The organism is Pseudomonas sp. W4I3 (genome assembly GCF_030816195.1).
Taxonomy (GTDB): domain Bacteria; phylum Pseudomonadota; class Gammaproteobacteria; order Pseudomonadales; family Pseudomonadaceae; genus Aquipseudomonas.
Map to the genome: position 1 here is coordinate 5281867 of NZ_JAUSXS010000001.1, position 17986 is coordinate 5299852.

The 17986-nt window shown below is 61.4% G+C and carries 20 protein-coding genes; 11 read left to right on the forward strand and 9 right to left on the reverse strand.

Going from position 1 to position 17986, the window contains the following annotated elements:
* Positions 1-8 precede the first annotated feature (8 nt).
* Both QF045_RS23975 and QF045_RS23980 read left to right on the forward strand, forming a co-directional pair.
* Positions 9-716, forward strand: a complete 708-nt coding sequence (locus QF045_RS23975) for a CTP synthase (RefSeq protein WP_306494319.1) — start codon at positions 9-11, stop codon at positions 714-716.
* Positions 713-1036, forward strand: coding sequence for an antibiotic biosynthesis monooxygenase (locus QF045_RS23980; RefSeq protein WP_306494320.1), 324 nt, complete (start codon positions 713-715; stop codon positions 1034-1036). Before QF045_RS23975 ends, QF045_RS23980 begins: the two co-directional genes overlap by 4 nt.
* Positions 1037-1062: 26 nt before the next feature.
* Here QF045_RS23980 and QF045_RS23985 read toward each other — a convergent pair whose 3' ends face one another.
* Entirely contained in the window at positions 1063-1386 is a 324-nt protein-coding gene (locus QF045_RS23985) for a DUF2025 family protein (protein WP_306494321.1), read from the reverse strand.
* Between the two features lie 232 nt (positions 1387-1618).
* On the opposite strand from QF045_RS23985, the gene QF045_RS23990 reads away from it, so the two are divergent.
* From QF045_RS23990 to QF045_RS24005, 4 genes are all read left to right on the forward strand, one after another.
* Positions 1619-2770 carry a glycerophosphodiester phosphodiesterase family protein gene (locus tag QF045_RS23990; RefSeq protein WP_306494322.1) on the forward strand — a complete coding sequence of 384 codons (1152 nt, stop codon included), beginning with the start codon at positions 1619-1621 and terminating at the stop codon, positions 2768-2770.
* 91 nt (positions 2771-2861) lie between these two features.
* A complete protein-coding gene (locus QF045_RS23995; protein WP_306494323.1) occupies positions 2862-3167 on the forward strand; it encodes a PepSY domain-containing protein in 306 nt (101 codons plus the stop codon).
* 145 nt (positions 3168-3312) lie between these two features.
* On the forward strand, positions 3313-4335 hold the full coding sequence (locus tag QF045_RS24000; RefSeq protein ID WP_306494324.1) for a transporter: 1023 nt from the start codon (positions 3313-3315) through the stop codon (positions 4333-4335).
* A 965-nt stretch (positions 4336-5300) separates the two neighbouring features.
* Entirely contained in the window at positions 5301-6917 is a 1617-nt protein-coding gene (locus tag QF045_RS24005; RefSeq protein WP_306494325.1) for an inorganic phosphate transporter, read from the forward strand.
* A 50-nt stretch (positions 6918-6967) separates the two neighbouring features.
* On the opposite strand, the gene QF045_RS24010 is transcribed toward QF045_RS24005, so the two are convergent.
* From QF045_RS24010 to QF045_RS24020, 3 genes are all read right to left on the reverse strand, one after another.
* Positions 6968-7942, reverse strand: a complete 975-nt coding sequence (locus tag QF045_RS24010; RefSeq protein WP_306494326.1) for a biotin-dependent carboxyltransferase family protein — start codon at positions 7940-7942, stop codon at positions 6968-6970.
* A complete protein-coding gene (locus tag QF045_RS24015; RefSeq protein WP_306494327.1) occupies positions 7939-8817 on the reverse strand; it encodes an allophanate hydrolase subunit 1 in 879 nt (292 codons plus the stop codon). The genes QF045_RS24010 and QF045_RS24015 overlap by 4 nt, the downstream gene beginning before the upstream one ends.
* Before the next feature lie 76 nt (positions 8818-8893).
* Positions 8894-9652, reverse strand: a complete 759-nt coding sequence (locus tag QF045_RS24020) for a 5-oxoprolinase subunit PxpA (RefSeq protein WP_306494328.1) — start codon at positions 9650-9652, stop codon at positions 8894-8896.
* A 183-nt stretch (positions 9653-9835) separates the two neighbouring features.
* Here QF045_RS24020 and QF045_RS24025 point away from each other — a divergent pair, with 183 nt between their 5' ends.
* Positions 9836-10753 carry a LysR family transcriptional regulator gene (locus QF045_RS24025; protein WP_306494329.1) on the forward strand — a complete coding sequence of 306 codons (918 nt, stop codon included), beginning with the start codon at positions 9836-9838 and terminating at the stop codon, positions 10751-10753.
* Here the strand turns inward: QF045_RS24025 and QF045_RS24030 are convergent.
* The gene (locus tag QF045_RS24030; RefSeq protein ID WP_306494330.1) at positions 10750-11646 is read right to left on the reverse strand and encodes a LysR family transcriptional regulator; all 897 of its coding nucleotides are present in this window, start codon (positions 11644-11646) and stop codon (positions 10750-10752) included. The two genes, QF045_RS24025 and QF045_RS24030, sit on opposite strands and share 4 nt — an antisense overlap.
* Before the next feature lie 112 nt (positions 11647-11758).
* Between QF045_RS24030 and QF045_RS24035 the strand changes: the two genes are divergently transcribed.
* Entirely contained in the window at positions 11759-12517 is a 759-nt protein-coding gene (locus QF045_RS24035) for an SDR family NAD(P)-dependent oxidoreductase (RefSeq protein WP_306494331.1), read from the forward strand.
* Here the strand turns inward: QF045_RS24035 and QF045_RS24040 are convergent.
* Positions 12474-12929, reverse strand: a complete 456-nt coding sequence (locus QF045_RS24040) for a multidrug/biocide efflux PACE transporter (protein WP_306494332.1) — start codon at positions 12927-12929, stop codon at positions 12474-12476. The genes QF045_RS24035 and QF045_RS24040 overlap by 44 nt on opposite strands.
* 88 nt (positions 12930-13017) lie before the next feature.
* On the opposite strand from QF045_RS24040, the gene QF045_RS24045 reads away from it, so the two are divergent.
* Complete coding sequence (locus QF045_RS24045; RefSeq protein ID WP_306494333.1) at positions 13018-13872, forward strand: LysR family transcriptional regulator; 855 nt, start codon at positions 13018-13020, stop codon at positions 13870-13872.
* A 1-nt stretch (position 13873) separates the two neighbouring features.
* Here QF045_RS24045 and QF045_RS24050 read toward each other — a convergent pair whose 3' ends face one another.
* The 3 genes from QF045_RS24050 to QF045_RS24060 are packed head-to-tail and all read right to left on the reverse strand — an operon-like array spanning position 13874 to position 15912.
* The gene (locus tag QF045_RS24050; RefSeq protein ID WP_306494334.1) at positions 13874-15103 is read right to left on the reverse strand and encodes an RNA polymerase sigma factor; all 1230 of its coding nucleotides are present in this window, start codon (positions 15101-15103) and stop codon (positions 13874-13876) included.
* A complete protein-coding gene (locus tag QF045_RS24055; protein ID WP_306494335.1) occupies positions 15100-15450 on the reverse strand; it encodes a YciI family protein in 351 nt (116 codons plus the stop codon). The genes QF045_RS24050 and QF045_RS24055 overlap by 4 nt, the downstream gene beginning before the upstream one ends.
* A gap of 42 nt (positions 15451-15492) precedes the next feature.
* Complete coding sequence (locus QF045_RS24060) at positions 15493-15912, reverse strand: nuclear transport factor 2 family protein (RefSeq protein WP_306494336.1); 420 nt, start codon at positions 15910-15912, stop codon at positions 15493-15495.
* A gap of 147 nt (positions 15913-16059) precedes the next feature.
* Between QF045_RS24060 and QF045_RS24065 the strand changes: the two genes are divergently transcribed.
* On the forward strand, positions 16060-16551 hold the full coding sequence (locus QF045_RS24065; protein ID WP_306494337.1) for an N-acetyltransferase: 492 nt from the start codon (positions 16060-16062) through the stop codon (positions 16549-16551).
* Positions 16552-16782: 231 nt separating this feature from the next.
* On the forward strand, positions 16783-17961 hold the full coding sequence (locus QF045_RS24070) for a hypothetical protein (protein WP_306494338.1): 1179 nt from the start codon (positions 16783-16785) through the stop codon (positions 17959-17961).
* Positions 17962-17986 lie beyond the last annotated feature (25 nt).

Sequence of the window (17986 nt, forward strand, 5' to 3'; positions counted from 1 at the left end):
TGCACACGATGAATAACGCCCCGCTGCACCTCGCTCTGATCGGCGATTACAACCCTGACGTGATTGCGCACCAGGCCATCCCCGTGGCGCTGCAACAAGCGGCCCGAGTCCTGAACGTGAGCGTCAACGCGCAGTGGCTGGACACCGACACCATCACCTCAACGGCCTCGCTGCACGGGTTCGACGGTTTCTGGTGCGTGCCCGCCAGCCCTTACCGCGACATCGACGGCGCACTGCGGGCCATTCGGTTTGCCCGCGAACAGCGGCGGCCTTTCCTCGGCACCTGCGGTGGTTTTCAACACGCGGTGCTGGAATATGCCCGCAACGTGCTCGGCTGGGCAGATGCCGAACACGGCGAGTTGGCACCGGGTGCTCGGCGCGCCGTCATCACCCCCTTGAGTTGTGCGTTGGTAGAAGCAAGCGACGCCATACGCCTGGCGCCTTACACCCGTATCGCTGACGCCTATGGCAGCCTGGCTATCCACGAAGGCTATCATTGCCGCTACGGCATGAACCCCGGGTTCGCTCACGCCCTGCTCGAAGGAGAACTGATCGCCAGCGGCCATGATGCTGCGGGCGACCTTCGCGCGATGGAGCTGCTGAACCACCCGTTTTTCGTCGCCACCCTGTTCCAACCCGAGCGCGCTGCCCTCAAAGGCACCACGCCACCGCTGGCCCTTGCCCTGCTCAAGGCGTGTCAGGAGGCCTCGGCATGATCGCCCAGACTCCGGCTGCGCCCTATTACGCGGTGATCTTCAGCTCACTGCGCACCGATGGCGACCCAGGCTATGGCCCGGCCGCCACGCGCATGCTGGAACTGGCGCGTGAACAGCCGGGGTTTCTCGGCGTGGAGTCAGCGCGGGAAGATGGCCTGGGGATCACCGTGTCCTACTGGAGCAGCGAAGCGGCGATCCTCGCCTGGAAACAACAGGCCGAGCATCGCCAGGTGCGCGAGAAAGGGCGCGCCCTCTGGTACTCGGCGTTTCATACCCGCGTGTGCAAGGTGGAGCGGGCCTATGCCTTCCACGCGGGATGATGGCCATTGCCAGCAAACCTGCGCGCTTAACTGACCAGACTGCGCAACGCACTGATCTGTGGGATTTCGACCCGACGCATGTACACCCGCAGCGGTTCGCTGATGTTGATGCGCTCATCAATATTCTGGTCCAGCAGCAATTGAATGCGCGCACGCGACAGGATCATGGTGTGGTCGGCAGCCGGTACCCAGACGAATTCAGCGGTGGGAATGATGCCGTCATCGGCCACGTCCATGCCGAAGGCATCTTCGCTGAAACGCACGATGTACTGGCCCGTCTTGCGGTTCAGGCCAACAAAACCGTGGAGTTGGTCGGCGGCCTGGCAGATAAGCTCGGAAGTGATGCGCATGGTAAACCTCACTGAAAAGTCCCACAGGGACTGGAAAGATGGTTTACACGCGTGGCAGAAAATACCGTCCTCTAACGGGGCGGCTTCGGCTAAGGGTACTGCAACGCATCACAAAAAAACTCACAAAATTGGCGCGTGCGCACGTTAATGTCGGTTTGGTGATAGCGCCTTTCGCAATCAATTGTTAAAAAGGACACCTTCTCAAAGTTACCTCCACGAAAGGACTTCGCATATGCCTGTCACGTTAACCAACGGCCCGGTGCCCGCGACCATAGGGAGTGCCTTGCTGCTGGCACTGATGCTCGGCATTGCCCCGGCACAGGCTGCCGACCCGATCAGCCCGGCAGAACTGGCGACAAACGAAGGCATCCCCTACCCTGCCGTGATCGCCCACCGTGGCGCCTCCTATGACGCTCCCGAATCCACCGCCGCCGCTTACAAGGTTGCGCGCGACCTGGGCGCCGACTACCTGGAACTGGACCTGCAGCGCAGCAAGGACGGCGTGCTGTTCGCCCTGCATGACAACAACCTGCAACGCACCACCGACGTGGCGACCAAGTTCCCCGAGCGTAAAGACGCGCCGGCCAACGAGTTCACCTGGAAAGAGCTGCAAAGCCTCGACGCCGGCAGTTGGTTCAACGCCGCCTACCCGGACCGCGCACGCCCCGGTTTCGTCGGCCTGAAAATCCAGAGCCTGGACGACATCATCAAGATCGCCGAAGGCAATCCGCAGCACAAACCCGGCCTGTACATCGAGACCAAGGAGCCCAAGCAATTCCCGGGCATCGAGGCCGACCTGAAAAACAAGCTGCTGGACAAAGGCTGGCTGAGTTCCGCCGGCTCCAAGTTGGGTAAGAGCAACACCGGTGTCGGCCAGGGCAAGGGCCGCGTGGTGCTGCAGACCTTCGAGGTGGCCAGCCTGAAGGAACTGCAGAAAGAAATGCCCAACACACCGAAGATCCTGCTGTTGTGGGTCGGTGAAGGCAGCATTGAGCCGAAGTCCAAAGTGACCTTCGCCGAGTCTGGCGAGCCAACCAAAGCCGCCTATTACGCCAAGCAGGAACCAAAAGACCCGGCCGAGTTCGAAAAATGGGTCGACCAGGCCAAGAGCCTCGGCGCCATCGGCACCGGCCCTTCGGCCGAGCTGACCGACCATGGCGACCAGAGCTACACCGACCTGGTCAAACCTGAAATGAATAAGCTGACACACGACAAGGGCTTGCTGGTGCACGTGTACACCGTCGATGAACCCGTCGACTTCGACAAAGTGATGAAAGCCGGCGTCGATGGCATTTTCACCAACCGCGCGGCCGAACTGCTGAAGTTCTACAAGCGCTGGCCGTCGTCCAGCGTGCAGGACCTGTTGAGCGACCATAAGTACTGAGTCGTTTGTGTCAGTAAGCCATTAAGCGTGAGTTAAGTTGCGCCGGTTAATCTGGCGCCACTTAAACAGCTCAACCAAAAGGACACACACCATGAAAACCTTGACCGCTCTGTTCGCTGCCACCGCCCTGACCTTGACTGCAGGTTTGGCACAGGCTGATGTTCGTCCGGATCAGATTGAAGGCCTGATCAAATCCGGTGACGTGATGGCGTTTGAAAAACTCAACGCTACCGCCCTCGCCAAGCATACCGGCGGCACCATCAACGATACCGAACTGGATCACGAAGCCGGCAAGCTGGTCTACGAAGTAGATCTGACCGACGCCACCGGCAAGAAGTGGGACGTGAAGCTCGATGCCAAAACAGGCGCGGTACTGGAAGACAAGCAAGACACCTGAGTTAACTTAAAAAACGCGCCACCTTCGGGTGGCGCGTTTTTTTATGGGCGCTCGCCAAACCGTCACATAACCGTCATCCCGCCTTGCAATTATTTGCGCATGCGAACCTGTGAAACTTCCTGCAGGCGCTTTCTTGCGAGCTTCCATGAACCACAGCATCGATCACGCCCACCAGGATTCGGATCTGTTTGGCCTGCTTTACGGTTTCCGCTTTCTGCCCGGCGAAAAAGCTGAGCAGATTGATTCGGCCACGGCGCTCAAGGCGCTGCAACAGCCCACGGATCCAGAAGAGTTTCTCTGGCTGCACTTGAGCCTGGCTCACGCCGCGTGTGAACGCTGGATGCAGGCGCACCTGGAATTGCCCGAGGAATTTTTCGAAGCCTTGCACGAAGGCTCGCGCTCAACGCGCATCGAGCATGTCGATTCGGCCCTGCTGGCGGTGGTCAACGACGTGGTGTTCAACTTCAGCAGCCTGGTGTCGTCGGATATTTCCACGTTGTGGGTGTGCGCGCGCAGTCGCTTGCTGATCAGTGCGCGCCTGCAACCGCTGCACTCGGTGGATAAATTGCGCTCGTCGGTCAAAGCCGGTGAGCGCTTTCGCTCGCCGCTGGAATTGCTGGTGCATTTGCTGCGCGACCAGGGCGAAGTGCTGACGCAGATCGTGCGCAAGACCAGCCTCAGTGTCGACCAGATCGAAGACCAGTTGCTGTCCTCGCGCCTGTCCACCAACCGCGCCGAACTCGGTGCCGCGCGCCGCGTGCTGGTGCGGTTGCAACGCCTGCTGGCGCTGGAACCCGGCTCACTGTTGCGCCTGCTCAACCGGCCGCCGCAATGGTTGCAAAAGGAAGACGTGAAGGAGTTGCGCAAATCCACCGAAGAGTTCGCCCTGATCATCAACGACCTGACGGCCCTGGGCGAGCGCATCAAGTTGCTGCAGGAAGAGATCGCCGCCAACCTCAACGAACAGAGCAACCGCACGCTGTTCACCCTCACGGTGGTGACGGTGCTGGCGCTGCCGATCAACATCATCGCCGGCTTTTTCGGCATGAACGTCGGCGGCGTGCCACTTGCAACCGACCCGGAAGGGTTCTGGATCCTGGTGGCGTTGGTGGCGACGTTCACGTTGATCGCAGGGCGCTGGGCGTTCAGGAAACGCACGGATTATTGAGATTCAACCTACAGGAACGAGTGTGCTCGCGGATGCGGTGGGCCAACTGACACATGCGCGCCCGAACTGACGCTATCGCAGGCAAGCCAGCTCCCACATTGGAATGCATTCCCCTGTGGGAGTCGGGCTTGCGCGCGATGAGCATAGGTATCTACACAACTTTGTAGCAGCCTACGGTAACCACGATGCGAAGCGAGCCGCTCTTGATCTTGCTCTTGATCTTAGGCGCCCCGTTAAACCACGCTGGCCGGAATTCGACAGTGATTTGGGGGGTAAACCGGCAGGGATGCCGGTTTAGCCGCCCCGCGCCATGGATGGCGCGTGGCGGCGGCCCCCCAAATCAATGTCGGATTACGGGCACACCGAGCCTAGGCGAGGTGCCGAGTGGTGGGGCGGGAGCCCTTTTGGTTACTTTTGGGGCTCTTTTCCAAAAGTGACCCGCCGTAAGGGCGGAACCCTAAGCCGCCGTTACCGCAGCAACGGATATGTACGCGCTCTGATCCAACATCATTGTCGACTGTCAGGCCGCCATTGGGAGCAAGTCGAACCGTCGCACCGCCCCTCCCACAGTTGGATCGCGCGGCATCAATCAGATAGCTATAGGCCGCCAGGTCGCCACGGGAGCAAGCTCCCTCGCCACAGGTTCAGGGCTACGCCAAAGTTGTGTAGATACCTATGCCGCGATGAGGCCCGCACGGCCAAAAACAGTTTCAAGGCTTGCGCCGTCTGCGGGGGTGAAGATCGTTCCCACGCTCCCGCGTGGGAATTGAGCCCGTGACGCTCTGCGTCACCCGTGCGCAGTGTTGGCGGGACGCGGAGCGTCCGGGGAGGCATTCCCACGCAGCCAGCCAGTGTCTAATAGACCAGCGGCACACACGTCTGCCTAAACACTGACCTGCCGCAGCATCTCTGTAACATTCTGCAATGATCATGGGAAACATCCTCCCCACACTGGATGCTCCGGCATGGCCACCCCCTCCCTGACCGCCTCTCCCCACATCTCACCTACAGCCCCCAAACCCCGGCTGGACACCAAGCCCGGTCTGGTGACGGTGATCCTGTTCTTCGCCGTACTCGCCATGGGCCTGTTGTTCACCGCCTACAGTTTGATGCACGACATGCACGAACTGGGCACGGTGGTCACCACCTGGACGCCGTTCCTGCTGCTGGGCGTGGCACTGTTGATCGCTTTGGGCTTCGAGTTCGTCAACGGCTTTCATGACACCGCCAACGCAGTCGCCACGGTGATCTACACCAACTCGTTGCCGCCGCATTTCGCGGTGGTGTGGTCGGGCTTTTTCAATTTTCTCGGCGTGCTGCTCTCCAGCGGTGCAGTGGCGTTCGGCATCATTGCCCTGCTGCCGGTCGAGCTGATCCTGCAGGTGGGTTCATCGGCCGGATTCGCCATGATCTTTGCCCTGCTGATCGCCGCGATCCTGTGGAACCTGGGTACCTGGTGGCTGGGTTTGCCGGCGTCGTCGTCGCACACGCTGATCGGCTCGATCATCGGTGTCGGCGTCGCTAACGCCTTGATGCATGGCCGCGACGGCACCAGCGGTGTGGATTGGAGCCAGGCGGCCAAAATCGGTTACGCGTTGCTGTTGTCACCGCTGATCGGCTTCGCGTTTGCCGCTTTGCTGTTGCTGGCCCTGCGCGCCTTCGTGAAAAACCGCGCGCTGTATAAAGCGCCCAAGGGCGATACCCCGCCGCCATGGTGGATTCGCGGCATGCTGATTGTCACCTGCACCGGTGTGTCGTTCGCCCACGGCTCCAACGATGGGCAAAAAGGCATGGGCCTGATCATGCTGATCCTGGTGGGCACCCTGCCCATGGCCTATGCACTGAACCGCACCATGCCCGCCGACCAGTCGCTGCAATTTGCCGCCGTCGCCGAGGTAACCCAGGCCGCGTTGGTGAAGGCCGCACCGCAGCCTGCACCTGCCGACTCCCGTGCCACCTTGTCGACCTACGTGCGCACCAAGGAAGCCACACCGGAACTGGTGCCCGCCCTTGCCGCCATCACCGGCCATATCGGCAGCGAAGTCAAAAGCTATGGCTCCCTCGCTGCGGTACCGGCTGAGGCGGTGGGCAACGTGCGTAACGACATGTACCTGACCAGCGAAACCATTCGCCTGATGGACAAGGGCAAGGTCGGCCAGTTCGACGCCGACACCCAGGGCAAGCTGCAGCTGTTCAAGCAACAGATCGACAACGCCACGCGCTTTATCCCGCTGTGGGTCAAGATCGCCGTGGCCATCGCGCTCGGGCTGGGGACCATGGTTGGCTGGAAACGCATCGTGGTCACGGTGGGTGAAAAGATCGGCAAGACCCACCTGACCTACGCCCAAGGCGCGTCGGCCGAAACCGTGGCGATGCTGACCATCGGCGCGGCCGACATGTTCGGCTTGCCGGTGTCGACCACCCACGTGCTGTCATCCGGTGTGGCCGGCACCATGGTGGCCAATGGCGGTGGTTTGCAGATGCGCACCATCCGCAATTTGCTGATGGCGTGGGTGCTGACGTTGCCGGCGGCGATTGTGTTGTCGGGTAGCTTGTACTGGCTGTTCACCCAATTGTTCTGACACCACAGATGTGATGTGGGAGCCAGCTCCCACATCGGTTTTGCCATGTGTCAGCCGCCAAAAAGTGCCGCCATCGCCTTGAGCCGCTTCTTGTACACCCGCCGCGCCTCCAGCGCTTGCTCCAGGGTGACCGCGACAAACCCCGCCCGCTGGTTCGGCTGCATCTGCCCGATCAAGTCAAGGTCGGCGCTGATCACGGTGCCGATCATTGCATAGCCGCCGCCCGACACCGCATCGCGATGCAACACAATCGGTTCCAACCCGGCCGGCACCTGGATCGAGCCGATGGGGTAGCAGCTGTCGACGATGTTCGAAGGGTCTGAGCCTGCGCCAAATGGTTGTTCCCGTGGCTGGAAACTCAAGGCGCTGCCGCCCTTGAAGCGATAGCCGATGCGGTCGGCCTCCGAGCCCACGGTCCATGGCTCGGCGAAAAAACTGCTTTTTGCCGCTGCCGTCAGCCGCTCGTAATACAGCCCCGGCACCACGCGCAAGGTCACATCGCCGCCGACCGATTGGCGCAAGGCCATCGGCAGGCTGTTGCCCGCCCGGCCCTTGCCGCTGGCTTCGCCGACCGGCAGTTCATCGCCTTCCACCAGGCGCCGCCCATGAAACCCGCCCAGCGCGCCAAGGGTGTAAGTGGAGCGGCTGCCCAGCACCAGCGGCACATCGATGCCACCGGCCACCGCCAGGTAAGTACGTGCGCCGGCCTTGGGAAATTCGAACCGTAGCACTTGCCCGGCGCGCACCTGGAATGCGGTGTCCTGGTGCACCACCTCACCGTCCAGGCGCGGCGACATCAGCGCGCCGCAGAGCGCCACCAGGCCATCGCGCTGGAACTGCAACTGCGGGCCGATCAAGGTGCATTCCAGCCCCGCCGCGCCGATCGGGTTACCCACCAGATGGTTGGCCGCGCTCAAGGCGTACTGATCCAACGCGCCCGATGGCGGAATGCCCAGGTGGTAGTAGCCTTCACGGCCAAGGTCCTGCACCGAAGTGGCCAGGCCGGGTTTGAGGACCTTGATCATGCCAGCGCCTCCTGCAGGGTTTTCGGATAACCGGTGGGGTCGGCGAGAAATGCATCGAGGGAAAATTCCACCGGGCGGATGCGCAAGTCGAAACGTCCTGCATCCACTTCGGCCACCGCCTGGTCATAGGCGTCACGGTCAATGGGCTTGAACTGAACGATATCGCCGGGACGGAAGAACACCATGTGGTCCTTGAGGTAGGCCAGTTGCTGCGCCGGGTCGTAGATCGGCGCCGGGGTCACGCCGAACATCTGGTAACCACCGGCGCCGCGTACCGAATAGATGCAACCGAAACAGCCGCCGTGGCCGAGGGTCAGTTTTGGCGTATCAGTGCGCGGGCGCAGGTATTTGGGCACCTGCAACTGCCGCTCGCGCTCGACCATCTGGAACATGAACGGCAGGCCGGCGACGAAACCGACCATCGACACAAACCACGGCGCGCCACTGTGGGCGGCGACAAAGGCGTCGACGTCCGCCAGGCCGTTGATCCGCGCGGCGTACTCCAGGTCGGTGCCACTCGGGTCCTGGTGCCGGTCGCGAAAACGCATCAGGGTTTCGTGGGTCCAGGGGTCGTTGTACAACACCGGAATCTCGATGATGCGTGTGTGCAGGGTGCGCTCAGCCACGGCCAGGCCTTCGGCGCCTTGCACCGCGTCGAGCAGCACGTGGGGCGCGATGCGGTCCGGGTCGAAACGGATCTGGAACGACGCATTGGCCAGGCACACGTCCAGCACACCCTCCAGCGCCAGGCGTTCTACCGCGCGGGTTACGGCCATGCCCTTGAAAAAAGCCTGCAGGGACATGCTCTCGCTGACCTCGGCAAACAGGTGCTCATCACCGCCAAAGCTGTAGCGGATCGGGGAAGATTCAGCCATGTCTGTTCCTCTTGGAATCATTGTAGAAAGGCAGGCAAAAAATCAGTCAAACCCGGCGTCTGTGCACCGGTGTCATTCAGCGTGGCGTTCGCACGGCGATCCCCGCCTGGTCGAGCGCCTCGCGCGTGGCTTCCACCAGTTCCAGCGCGCCGGGGGTATCGCTGTGCAGGCAGATGGAATCGAATTCGATAAGCAAGTCTTCCCCTTCGACGGTACGCACCCGCCCGGTCTGACAGGCCCGCAGGACACGTGCCGCAACAGTGGCCGGATCGAGTGCGCGTACCTTGCGGGTAAATACGATGGAACCGGAGAGATCGTACTCACGGTCAGCGTAAAACTCGCGCACCACCGGTTGCCCCAGTTCCCGCGCAACCTGCCAGATCACCGAGTTGGGCATGCAGTACAGCAACAACGTGGGCTCGACAATCTGCAGGTTTTCCACCAGCCGCCGCGCGGCTTCTTCGTCCCGCGCCAGGTGCATGTACAGCGCGCCATGGGGCTTGATGTGTTGCAGCGTCACTCCCTGCGCGCGAGCGATTTCGCGCAAGGCGCCAAGCTGGTAGAGGATGTCGTCCACCAGCTCCTGGGCCGACGCGTTGATATGCCGGCGACCGAAGCCGACCAGGTCACGAAACCCCGGATGCGCGCCGATGCCAACGCCTAATTGCCTGGCGCGTTCGACGGTGCGGCGCATGGTGCCGGGGTCGCCGGCGTGAAAGCCGGTGGCGATATTGGCCGAGCTGATGTAGGCCATCAGTTCGCTGTCGACGCCATCGCCGATGGTCCAGGGACCGAAGCCCTCGCCCATGTCCGAGTTGAAATCCACTGCCTGCATCGAGGTCGCTCCGCAAAGGTTCGTGGCGTCGAAAGTAGGCTGCACCTTGACCCCTTGGGAAGATCTATTATCAGATGGGTCGCCTTCTGAAAATCAGATACCCGTGTGGTGCCTGCGCCCAGACCCGATCGTCCCAAAGCGGCATTCCCACGCGGAACGATCAACCTCACTGTGGAGAACTGCATGTCCCTCACCCTGCGCCAGGTTCGCTACTTTGTCGCCACCGCCGAGATCGGCCAGATCTCACAGGCGGCGATTCACCTGAACATCTCGCAATCGGCGGTGACCACCGCGATCAAGGAACTCGAAGCCATGCTCGGCGCGCAGTTGTTCGTGCGCTCGGCCCAGGGCATGAGCCTGACCGACGCCGGGCGGCACTTTCTCAACCGTGCCTACGTGATCGTGCGCAGCGTCGACGACGCGCTGAACAGCCCGATGCCGGACTACCGCGCCAGCGGCGTGCTGCGCGTGGCGGCCAGCTACACGGTGCTGGGATATTTCCTGCCGCACCATCAACAGCGCATGGAACACTGGCACCCGGACGTGACCATCGAGGTGTTCGAACAGGAACGCCAGGCCATCGAGCACGGCCTGCTCAAGGGCCAGTTCGACATGGCCGTGGTGCTGACCGCCAACCTGACGCACCCGGATATCGTCTCCGAAATCCTGTTCAACTCCGAACGCCGCCTGTGGCTGCCCAGCCACCACCCCCTGTGCGATCAGCCGGCGGTGAGCCTCGCCGATGTGGCGCGGGAACCGTACATTTTTCTCACCGTCGACGAGGCCGAACAAAGCGCCATGCGCTACTGGGAACAGGCCGGGCAAACGCCCACCGTGCGCCTGCGCACCAGCTCGGTGGAAGCGGTGCGCAGCATGGTGGCCAATGGCAGCGGCGTGGCGATCCTTTCCGACTTGGTGTACCGCCCCTGGTCGCTGGAAGGCAAGCGCATCGAAACCGTGAGCGTGACCGACAAGGTCACCCCCATGAGCGTCGGCCTGGCCTGGCACCGCGAGCGGGCGTTCACCCCGGCGATGCAGGCCTTCCGCGATTACTTCCACGGTGCGTTCCTCGCACCGCAACAGCTGTCGGCCCGCCGTTAAAGCTGGGCCTGCAAGGTCATGGCAAGCCAGTCCATGAACACCCGCACCCGCAGCGGCAAGTGCCGCTGTCCGGCGTACAGCAGCGACACATCCAGCGCCGGCGCCGGGTACTCGGGCAGCACCGCCAGCAATTCGCCATTGGCCAGTTGCTCACGAATCCCCAGGGCCGGCATTTGCGCCAGGCCGAACCCACCGAGGCACGCAGCCTTGTAGGCGTCGGTGCTGTTGACCGTGACCCGCCCGGCCATCGGCACGCGGTGCACCTTATTGCCCTGTTGGTACTCGAACCCCGGCGAGCGCGCGCCCAGCGGCCGCACGTAATGCACCAGCCGATGCTCGGCGAGGTCCGCCAGCGTGTGCGGCACGCCATGCCGTTGCACGTACGCGGGGCTTACACAGTTGAGCATCGGCATGCTGCACAGCAGGCGCGCCACCACCGATTGGTCCGGCTGGGCACCGACGCGCAACACGCAATCGAAGCCTTCGGCCAGCAGGTCGACCTGGCGGTCGGTGCTGCTGATTTCCAGTTCGATCAGCGGGTGCAGGTCCATGAACTGCGGCAGGCGCGGCAGGATCAATTCGCGGGCCATGACATTCGGCATGTCCACGCGAATCCGTCCGGCCAATTGCGCCTCATCCTGGCGAAACAGCCCTTCCAGTTCCTCCATGTGGGCCAGCAGGTCCTTGCTCCGTTCGTACAGCACCCGCCCGTCCTGCGTCGCCTGGACCTTGCGCGTGGTGCGCTGCAACAGGCGCGTGCCGAGCAGTTCTTCCAGCGCCTGCACATGCTCGGAGACGGTGGAGCGCGGCAGGCCGAGCCGCTCGCCCGCCTGGGTGAAACTCGACAGTTCGCTGACGCGCACGAAGGTGCGCAGCAGCTCAAGTTTGTTCATGGGATTGTTCGCCTTATCCGGCCAGTGATTCCGGTATCGCTCTGTTTATCACGTTATGAGCGGACAAATACACTCAGTCCCACATTCACTCACCTGCTCAGAGGACTCCACCATGACCCGTAAAATCGCACTGATCACCGGCGCCAGCCGCGGCCTGGGCAAAAGCGCGGCGCTGCATCTGGCCGCTCAGGGCGTCGACGTCATCGGCACCTACCACAGCAAGGCCGATGAGGCTCAGGCCTTAGTGGGGCAAATCGAACAACTGGGCGGCCGTGCTGCCATGTTGCAACTGGATGTAGGCCAGAGCGCGACGTTCGCGGGCTTCGTCAGTGAAGTTACCGACGTGCTCAAGGATGTTTTCGCACAGGATCACTTTGATTTTCTGATCAACAACGCCGGTATCGGCCTTCACGCAAGCTTTGCAGAAACCACCGAAACCCAGTTCGACCAACTGGTGGCGATCCAATTCAAAGGGCCGTTTTTTCTGACACAGAAGCTGTTGCCGTTGATTCGCGACGGCGGCCGCATTCTCAATGTGTCCAGCGGGCTGGCGCGCTTCAGCCTGCCGGGCTACGCAGCCTACGCGGCCATGAAAGGCGCAATGGAAGTGCTGACCCGCTACCAAGCCAAGGAACTGGGCGCGCGCGGCATCAGCGTCAATATCCTCGCCCCTGGCGCGATTGAAACCGACTTCGGCGGCGGTGCGGTACGCGACAACGCCAACCTCAATGCCATGGTCGCCAACAACACCGCCCTGGGCCGCGCAGGCTTGCCTGACGATATTGGCGGGGCCATTGCGCTGCTGCTGGCCGATGGCAGCAAATGGATCACCGGTCAGCGGATCGAGGCGTCAGGCGGGATGTTTTTGTAAGGATTTTCTCCCGCACCACGTCGTACCCCCAGTGGTACACGTAGGTGTAGGGCAGGAAGAACAGCAGCACGCCGATGTCGAGGATGAATGCGTCGAGCAGGCTGATGTTCAGCCACGCGGCAATCAACGGCACGGCGACGATAATCAGCCCGCCTTCGAACATCAACGCGTGCAGCACCCGTGTCGATGCGCCACCGGACAGTTGCAGGCGTACTTTGAGGCGGTCGAACAGGCTGTTGAAAATGACGTTCCAGGTCAGCGCCAGAATGCTGATACCCAGGGTTACCGCGCCCATTTCCAGGGCTGGCCGGCCAGTGATCCACATCAGCAGCGGGGTGCAGATCAGCAACGCCAGGCCTTCGAAACCCAGGGCTTGCAGAACACGTTCAGTAATCGACTTGGTGGGGTGCATGACCCGGCTCCTTGAATGACGACAGTTGCCATAATTACCCCTTGAGCCGATACTTCATAACCAATAACCATCGATCAAAGCGATAGATATGGCCTCCCATGAAGTGCTGCAGGCGTTTGTACAGGCCGCCACCCAAGGCTCGTTTTCCGCGGCGGCGCGCAAGCTGGGCAAGAGCCAGTCCACCATCAGCGCAGCGGTGGCGAGCCTGGAGATTGACCTGGACGTGGTGTTGTTCGACCGCAGCAGCCGTAAACCGACGCTGACCCCGGCCGGCCAGGTGTTGTTGCAGCGTGCCGAGCAGGTGCTGGAGGCCAGCAGCCGGCTGGAGCTGGCGGCGAGCCAGCTGGCCCAGGGGCTGGAGCCAAGGTTGAGTATCGCCATGTCCGATACCTACCAGTCCGACCGCTTCGAGATCGCCCTCAGCGCCTTTGAACAACGCTACCCGGACCTTGAGTTGGAGTGCCTGATCGCCGAATGCGAAGACCTCATCGCCTTGGTGCAAAGCGGCCGGGCGCATATTGCGTTCATCGAGCAGCAGGAGATTTACCCGCCCGACCTGACATTTTCCAGCGTTGAAGAACGCACGGAGATCGCCCTGTTCGTCTCGCCCAGGCACCCGTTGGCGAGCCTGGGCGAGGTGCACCCGCACACGCTGCAGCTACACCGGGAGTTGCGCTTGGCGAGCATCATCAACCCCAATGAAACCCGCAGCACACAGCGTGTCTGGTCAGCGCCGAGCTACCTGATGTTGATGGAAATGGCGCAATTGGGCTTCGGTTGGGCACCGATTCCGCGCTGGCTGGTGGAGCGTTTTGGCGGCGGGCAACTGGTCGAACTCAAGGTTCGCAGTTGGCCTCGCTCGGTCGCGGTGGATGCGCTCTGGTCGCGGCAAAATCCGCCGGGGCCGGCGGGCAGTTGGTTACTGGGCAAGATGCTTGAGTGACTCATTGCTCGTTGGATTTGAGCTGCGCCAGGCGTTTTTCCAGAAAGCGCTGCTCAGGGGTTTGCCGGGTCAAGGCCAGTGCCCGCGCATAGGCCGTGCGCGCCTCATCGACCCGTCCCAGCTGTCGGCAAAATTCGCCTCGCGCCGAATGCGCCAGGTGGTAATCCTGCAGCTCACCGCGCTGCAGAATGCCGTCCACCAGCGCCAGCCCCGCCAACGGCCCCTGTCCCATCGCCACAGCCACTGCCCGGTTCAGTTCGATCACCGGCGACGGCACTGCCCTGAGCAACACATCGTAGAGCCCGACGATCTGCGGCCAGTCGGTTGCCTGTGCACTCGGCGCTTCGGCGTGTACCGCGGCAATCGCCGCCTGCAGGCAATACGCTCCGAAGCGCGGTGTCGTCAGCGCCTGCTCCACCAATGTGCAGCCTTCAGCAATCAAGGACGCGTCCCACAAAGAACGGTCCTGTTCATCCAGCAGCACCAATTCACCGCCCGCCGAGGTGCGTGCCGGCCGACGCGCCTCATGCAGCAGCATCAACGCCAGCAAGCCCATGACTTCCGGCTCCGGCAGCAGCTCCATCAACAAACGGCCCAGGCGAATCGCTTCGTGGGTCAAGTCCTGGCGCGTAAGGTCGGTGCCGATGGAGGCCGAATAGCCCTCGTTGAACACCAGGTAGATCACACGCAACACGCTGTCGAGACGCTCGGGCAGCTCGGCCAGGGACGGCACTTGATAGGGAATCTTTGCGTCGCGAATCTTGTGTTTGGCGCGCACGATGCGTTGCGCGATGGTGGTGGGGGTGGCGAGAAATGCTCGGGCAATTTCTTCGGTGCTGAGGTCGCAGATTTCGCGCAAGGTCAGCGCTGTCTGCGCATCAGGCGCCAGGGCCGGGTGGCAGCAGGTGAAGATCAGGCGCAGGCGATCGTCTTCCACCTCTTCAGCGCTCCAGTCAGCCGCTTCCAGCGCATCGGCCTGCTCCTGCAGCAACGGAGTAAACCGCGCCTGACGGCGCAAACGGTCAATGGCCTTGAAGCGCCCGGCGGACACCAGCCAGGCCCGTGGGTTGACTGGTATTCCGTCGAGCGGCCAACGTTGCACCGCCACAAAAAACGCCTCGTGCAGGGCCTCCTCGGCCAGGTCGAAATCCCCCAGCAGGCGAATCAGCGTCGCGAGTACGCGGCGTGATTCGCTGCGGTAAAGGGCCTCGACCTGGCGGTTGAGGGTCATCGCGGCAGGTTCAATTCACGCACTGGGCGCACTTCCACACTGCCGACCCGCGCGGCAGGAATGCCGCCGGCCACCCAAATGGCGTCGTTCAAGTCCTTGGCCTCGATCAGATAAAACCCGGCAAGCTGTTCCTTGGTTTCGGCAAAAGGCCCGTCCGTGATCGAAAGCTTGCCGTTGCGCATGCGCACCGTGGTGGCGGTGCTCACCGACTCCAGCGGTTCGGCGGCCAGCATTCGGCCGCTTTCCTGTATCGCCTGCGCATAAGCGAAACACTCAGTATCAGCCGGGCTGTCGGGCGAGGTGTGCAACACCTGTTCGTTGCTGTAGATCAGGCACAGGTATTTCATGGCGTTCTCCGGTGTCGGATGACTGACTATAGTTCGCCGCGATCAAGGTTTCAGGTCGAACAGCGCAGTGCCGCTTTGCATATCGAAAGGTGCCGACCAGTGTTCATGCACCACCTTCCAGTCACCCTCGATACGCTGATAACCGGCAGTGACGCGCATCCAGCAGGCCTTCACCTCGCCATCCGGCCCGGCGCCGCCACAATGGGCCAGCCAATGGGCAAACGCGCTCTCCTGCGCCTCGACGATGTGCAGCTCATGGAATTCGAAAATTCCGGGGCCGGGGCAGTGTTCCATGCAGGCCTCCCAGTGCGCGCGATAGGCGGCCTTGCCTTTGAATTGCAGGGCGGTTACGGCGTCGAACGAGACGATATCGTCGGCGTAAAAGCTGACAATTTTGTCGATATCACGGCTGACGACGGCGTGCCTCCATTGCTCGATCAGGCTGTTGATTGCAGTGCTCATGGCGATGACTCCTTGGGGTGGAAAACTCGGAAGACACCCTTAGTCGAACGCGCCTCAGGCAAATCGACAGCCCGCACTAAAATAATTTCGCCTCTCGCAAAAACGCTAGAATCCGCTCCTCTTTGTAGGATTTCGGATGTGCAGCACATGGAAACCCGCCTCGTTCCCTATGAGACGCTGAACGCTTTGCAAAAACAGCAGCTCGACGGCCTGCAAGTCAATCCAGAACAACTGGCGTATTCCGGTGATATCTATTGCGCGCTGAACAGCCTGCTGGTCAATCCCAACCCCGACGCTATCAAAGGCTTTGCCCTGCTGGCCGACGAAGTTCCCGTGGCCTTCCTGCTGCTCAAACGCCCGCCTTGCCTGCCGCACTGGGCCCACGAGGACAGCGCGACGCTGCATGCGCTGCAAGTCGACCGCCGCGCCCAGGGCCAGGGCTTCGGCAAAGCCTGCCTGCAAGCCTTGCCTGCCGCAGCGCGCCAGGTGTGGCCACAGATCAAGGCGCTCGAATTGTCGGTGGACGCTGAAAACACGCTGGCGATGGGGCTGTATTTGAAGCAGGGCTGGGTGGACAATGGCGAAGCGTACAAGGGCCGGATCGGGCATGAACGGCGGTTGAGCTGGGTGTTTAACTAACGTGCGCAAGATGCTGACAACTTAGGTACAACCAGGAATTTTCTACCGCCTCCCCTACGAGCGCGGGGCAAACGTGGATAACGGTATTCATCGATTCGGCTCCGCGTCTACTGTCGACTCTCACAGCTACTCAAACTGAACCTGGCGGTTTCTACTGTGGGCCCACGTTGTCGCTTGTGAAAATGTGACAAGCAGGTGCGCGCCCTCTTTTAATTTGCAAGGAGCACACCCATGAGTATTCCTTCCATTCACTCAGTAGAAAATACCGCCGGCAGCCCGGACTTGTCCTTTGGTAACACCACACCCAAAACGGGCGAAGTGTTCTTCAACCAGGTCTATGGCATATCTCGAGCACACCCTGACGGTTCCACCCTCACCGCAGGAAACCTCTGGATCGAAGGGGCAACGTATATCGGGCTCACTAAACACAAGCAGGATGGGGCGCTCGATACCGACTATGGGCTTTCCCTGAGCTATGTGCCGAGCGGCACTGTTTTTCTCGGCACACTGAGACTTCAATCTGATGCGAAGCCGGTGCTACTTGGCTCACTCAGCTTCGACTACACCGCATTCATTTCCCGCTTCGACGATAAGGGCGCGCTGGATCCTGATTTTGGCCGCGCCGGAACGGTGACCTTGAACAAACGGTTTGATATAGGCCGCCTTACACGAAGTGACTTGGCTGTGCTACCTAACGGCAACATTCTTGCCATGTTTAACGACATCACAAGCAGCTACATCTTCCAGCTCGACAGCGACGGCGAGCAAATCAACTTCGGACAGACCGGCCCCATTGAGCTGCCGGGTATCTTTCTCAACGCCCTGCTGCCTACTCCTGAAGGTTTCATCGTCGCCGGCTCACGCGCCAGAAAAGCATTCGTCATGGGCTATCTGCACGACGGCACCGCAAACCCGAGCTTCGGCGATCAGGGATTGGTCACGCTGCCATTCACCGACGAGGAAAACAAACAGGCCACTGCGCTGGCCCAGGCGATAAACGGCGACATTGCGATAGTGGGGAACAGTTACTACACCCCACAGGAAATCAATTTCATCACCCGCTTAAAAGCCAACGGCGAACCCGACTTACAATTTAATAATGGCATCCCCCGGATCACTGACGTGAAGTTGGGTGCCTACGTCAGCTTGGTCGTCCAGGCAGACGGCAAAATAGTCGCGATGGCCCGTGACGAGGGGCGAGGGCATATCGTCAATCTGATTCGGCACACCTTGGCCGGCCAATGGGATGTGGGATTCGGAGTGGACGGGGTCGCACTGGCCTATAGAGGCTCGCCTGCAAACACCAATTACGTGACAACACTGGAATTGGTACAGCCCGACGAAAAATTGCAAAGCAGCGGGTATCTGGGTTCAAGTTCATCGATCATCACTCGCACGCTAAGCCGATAGCCCGCAAGGGCAGGGTTACGTCAGT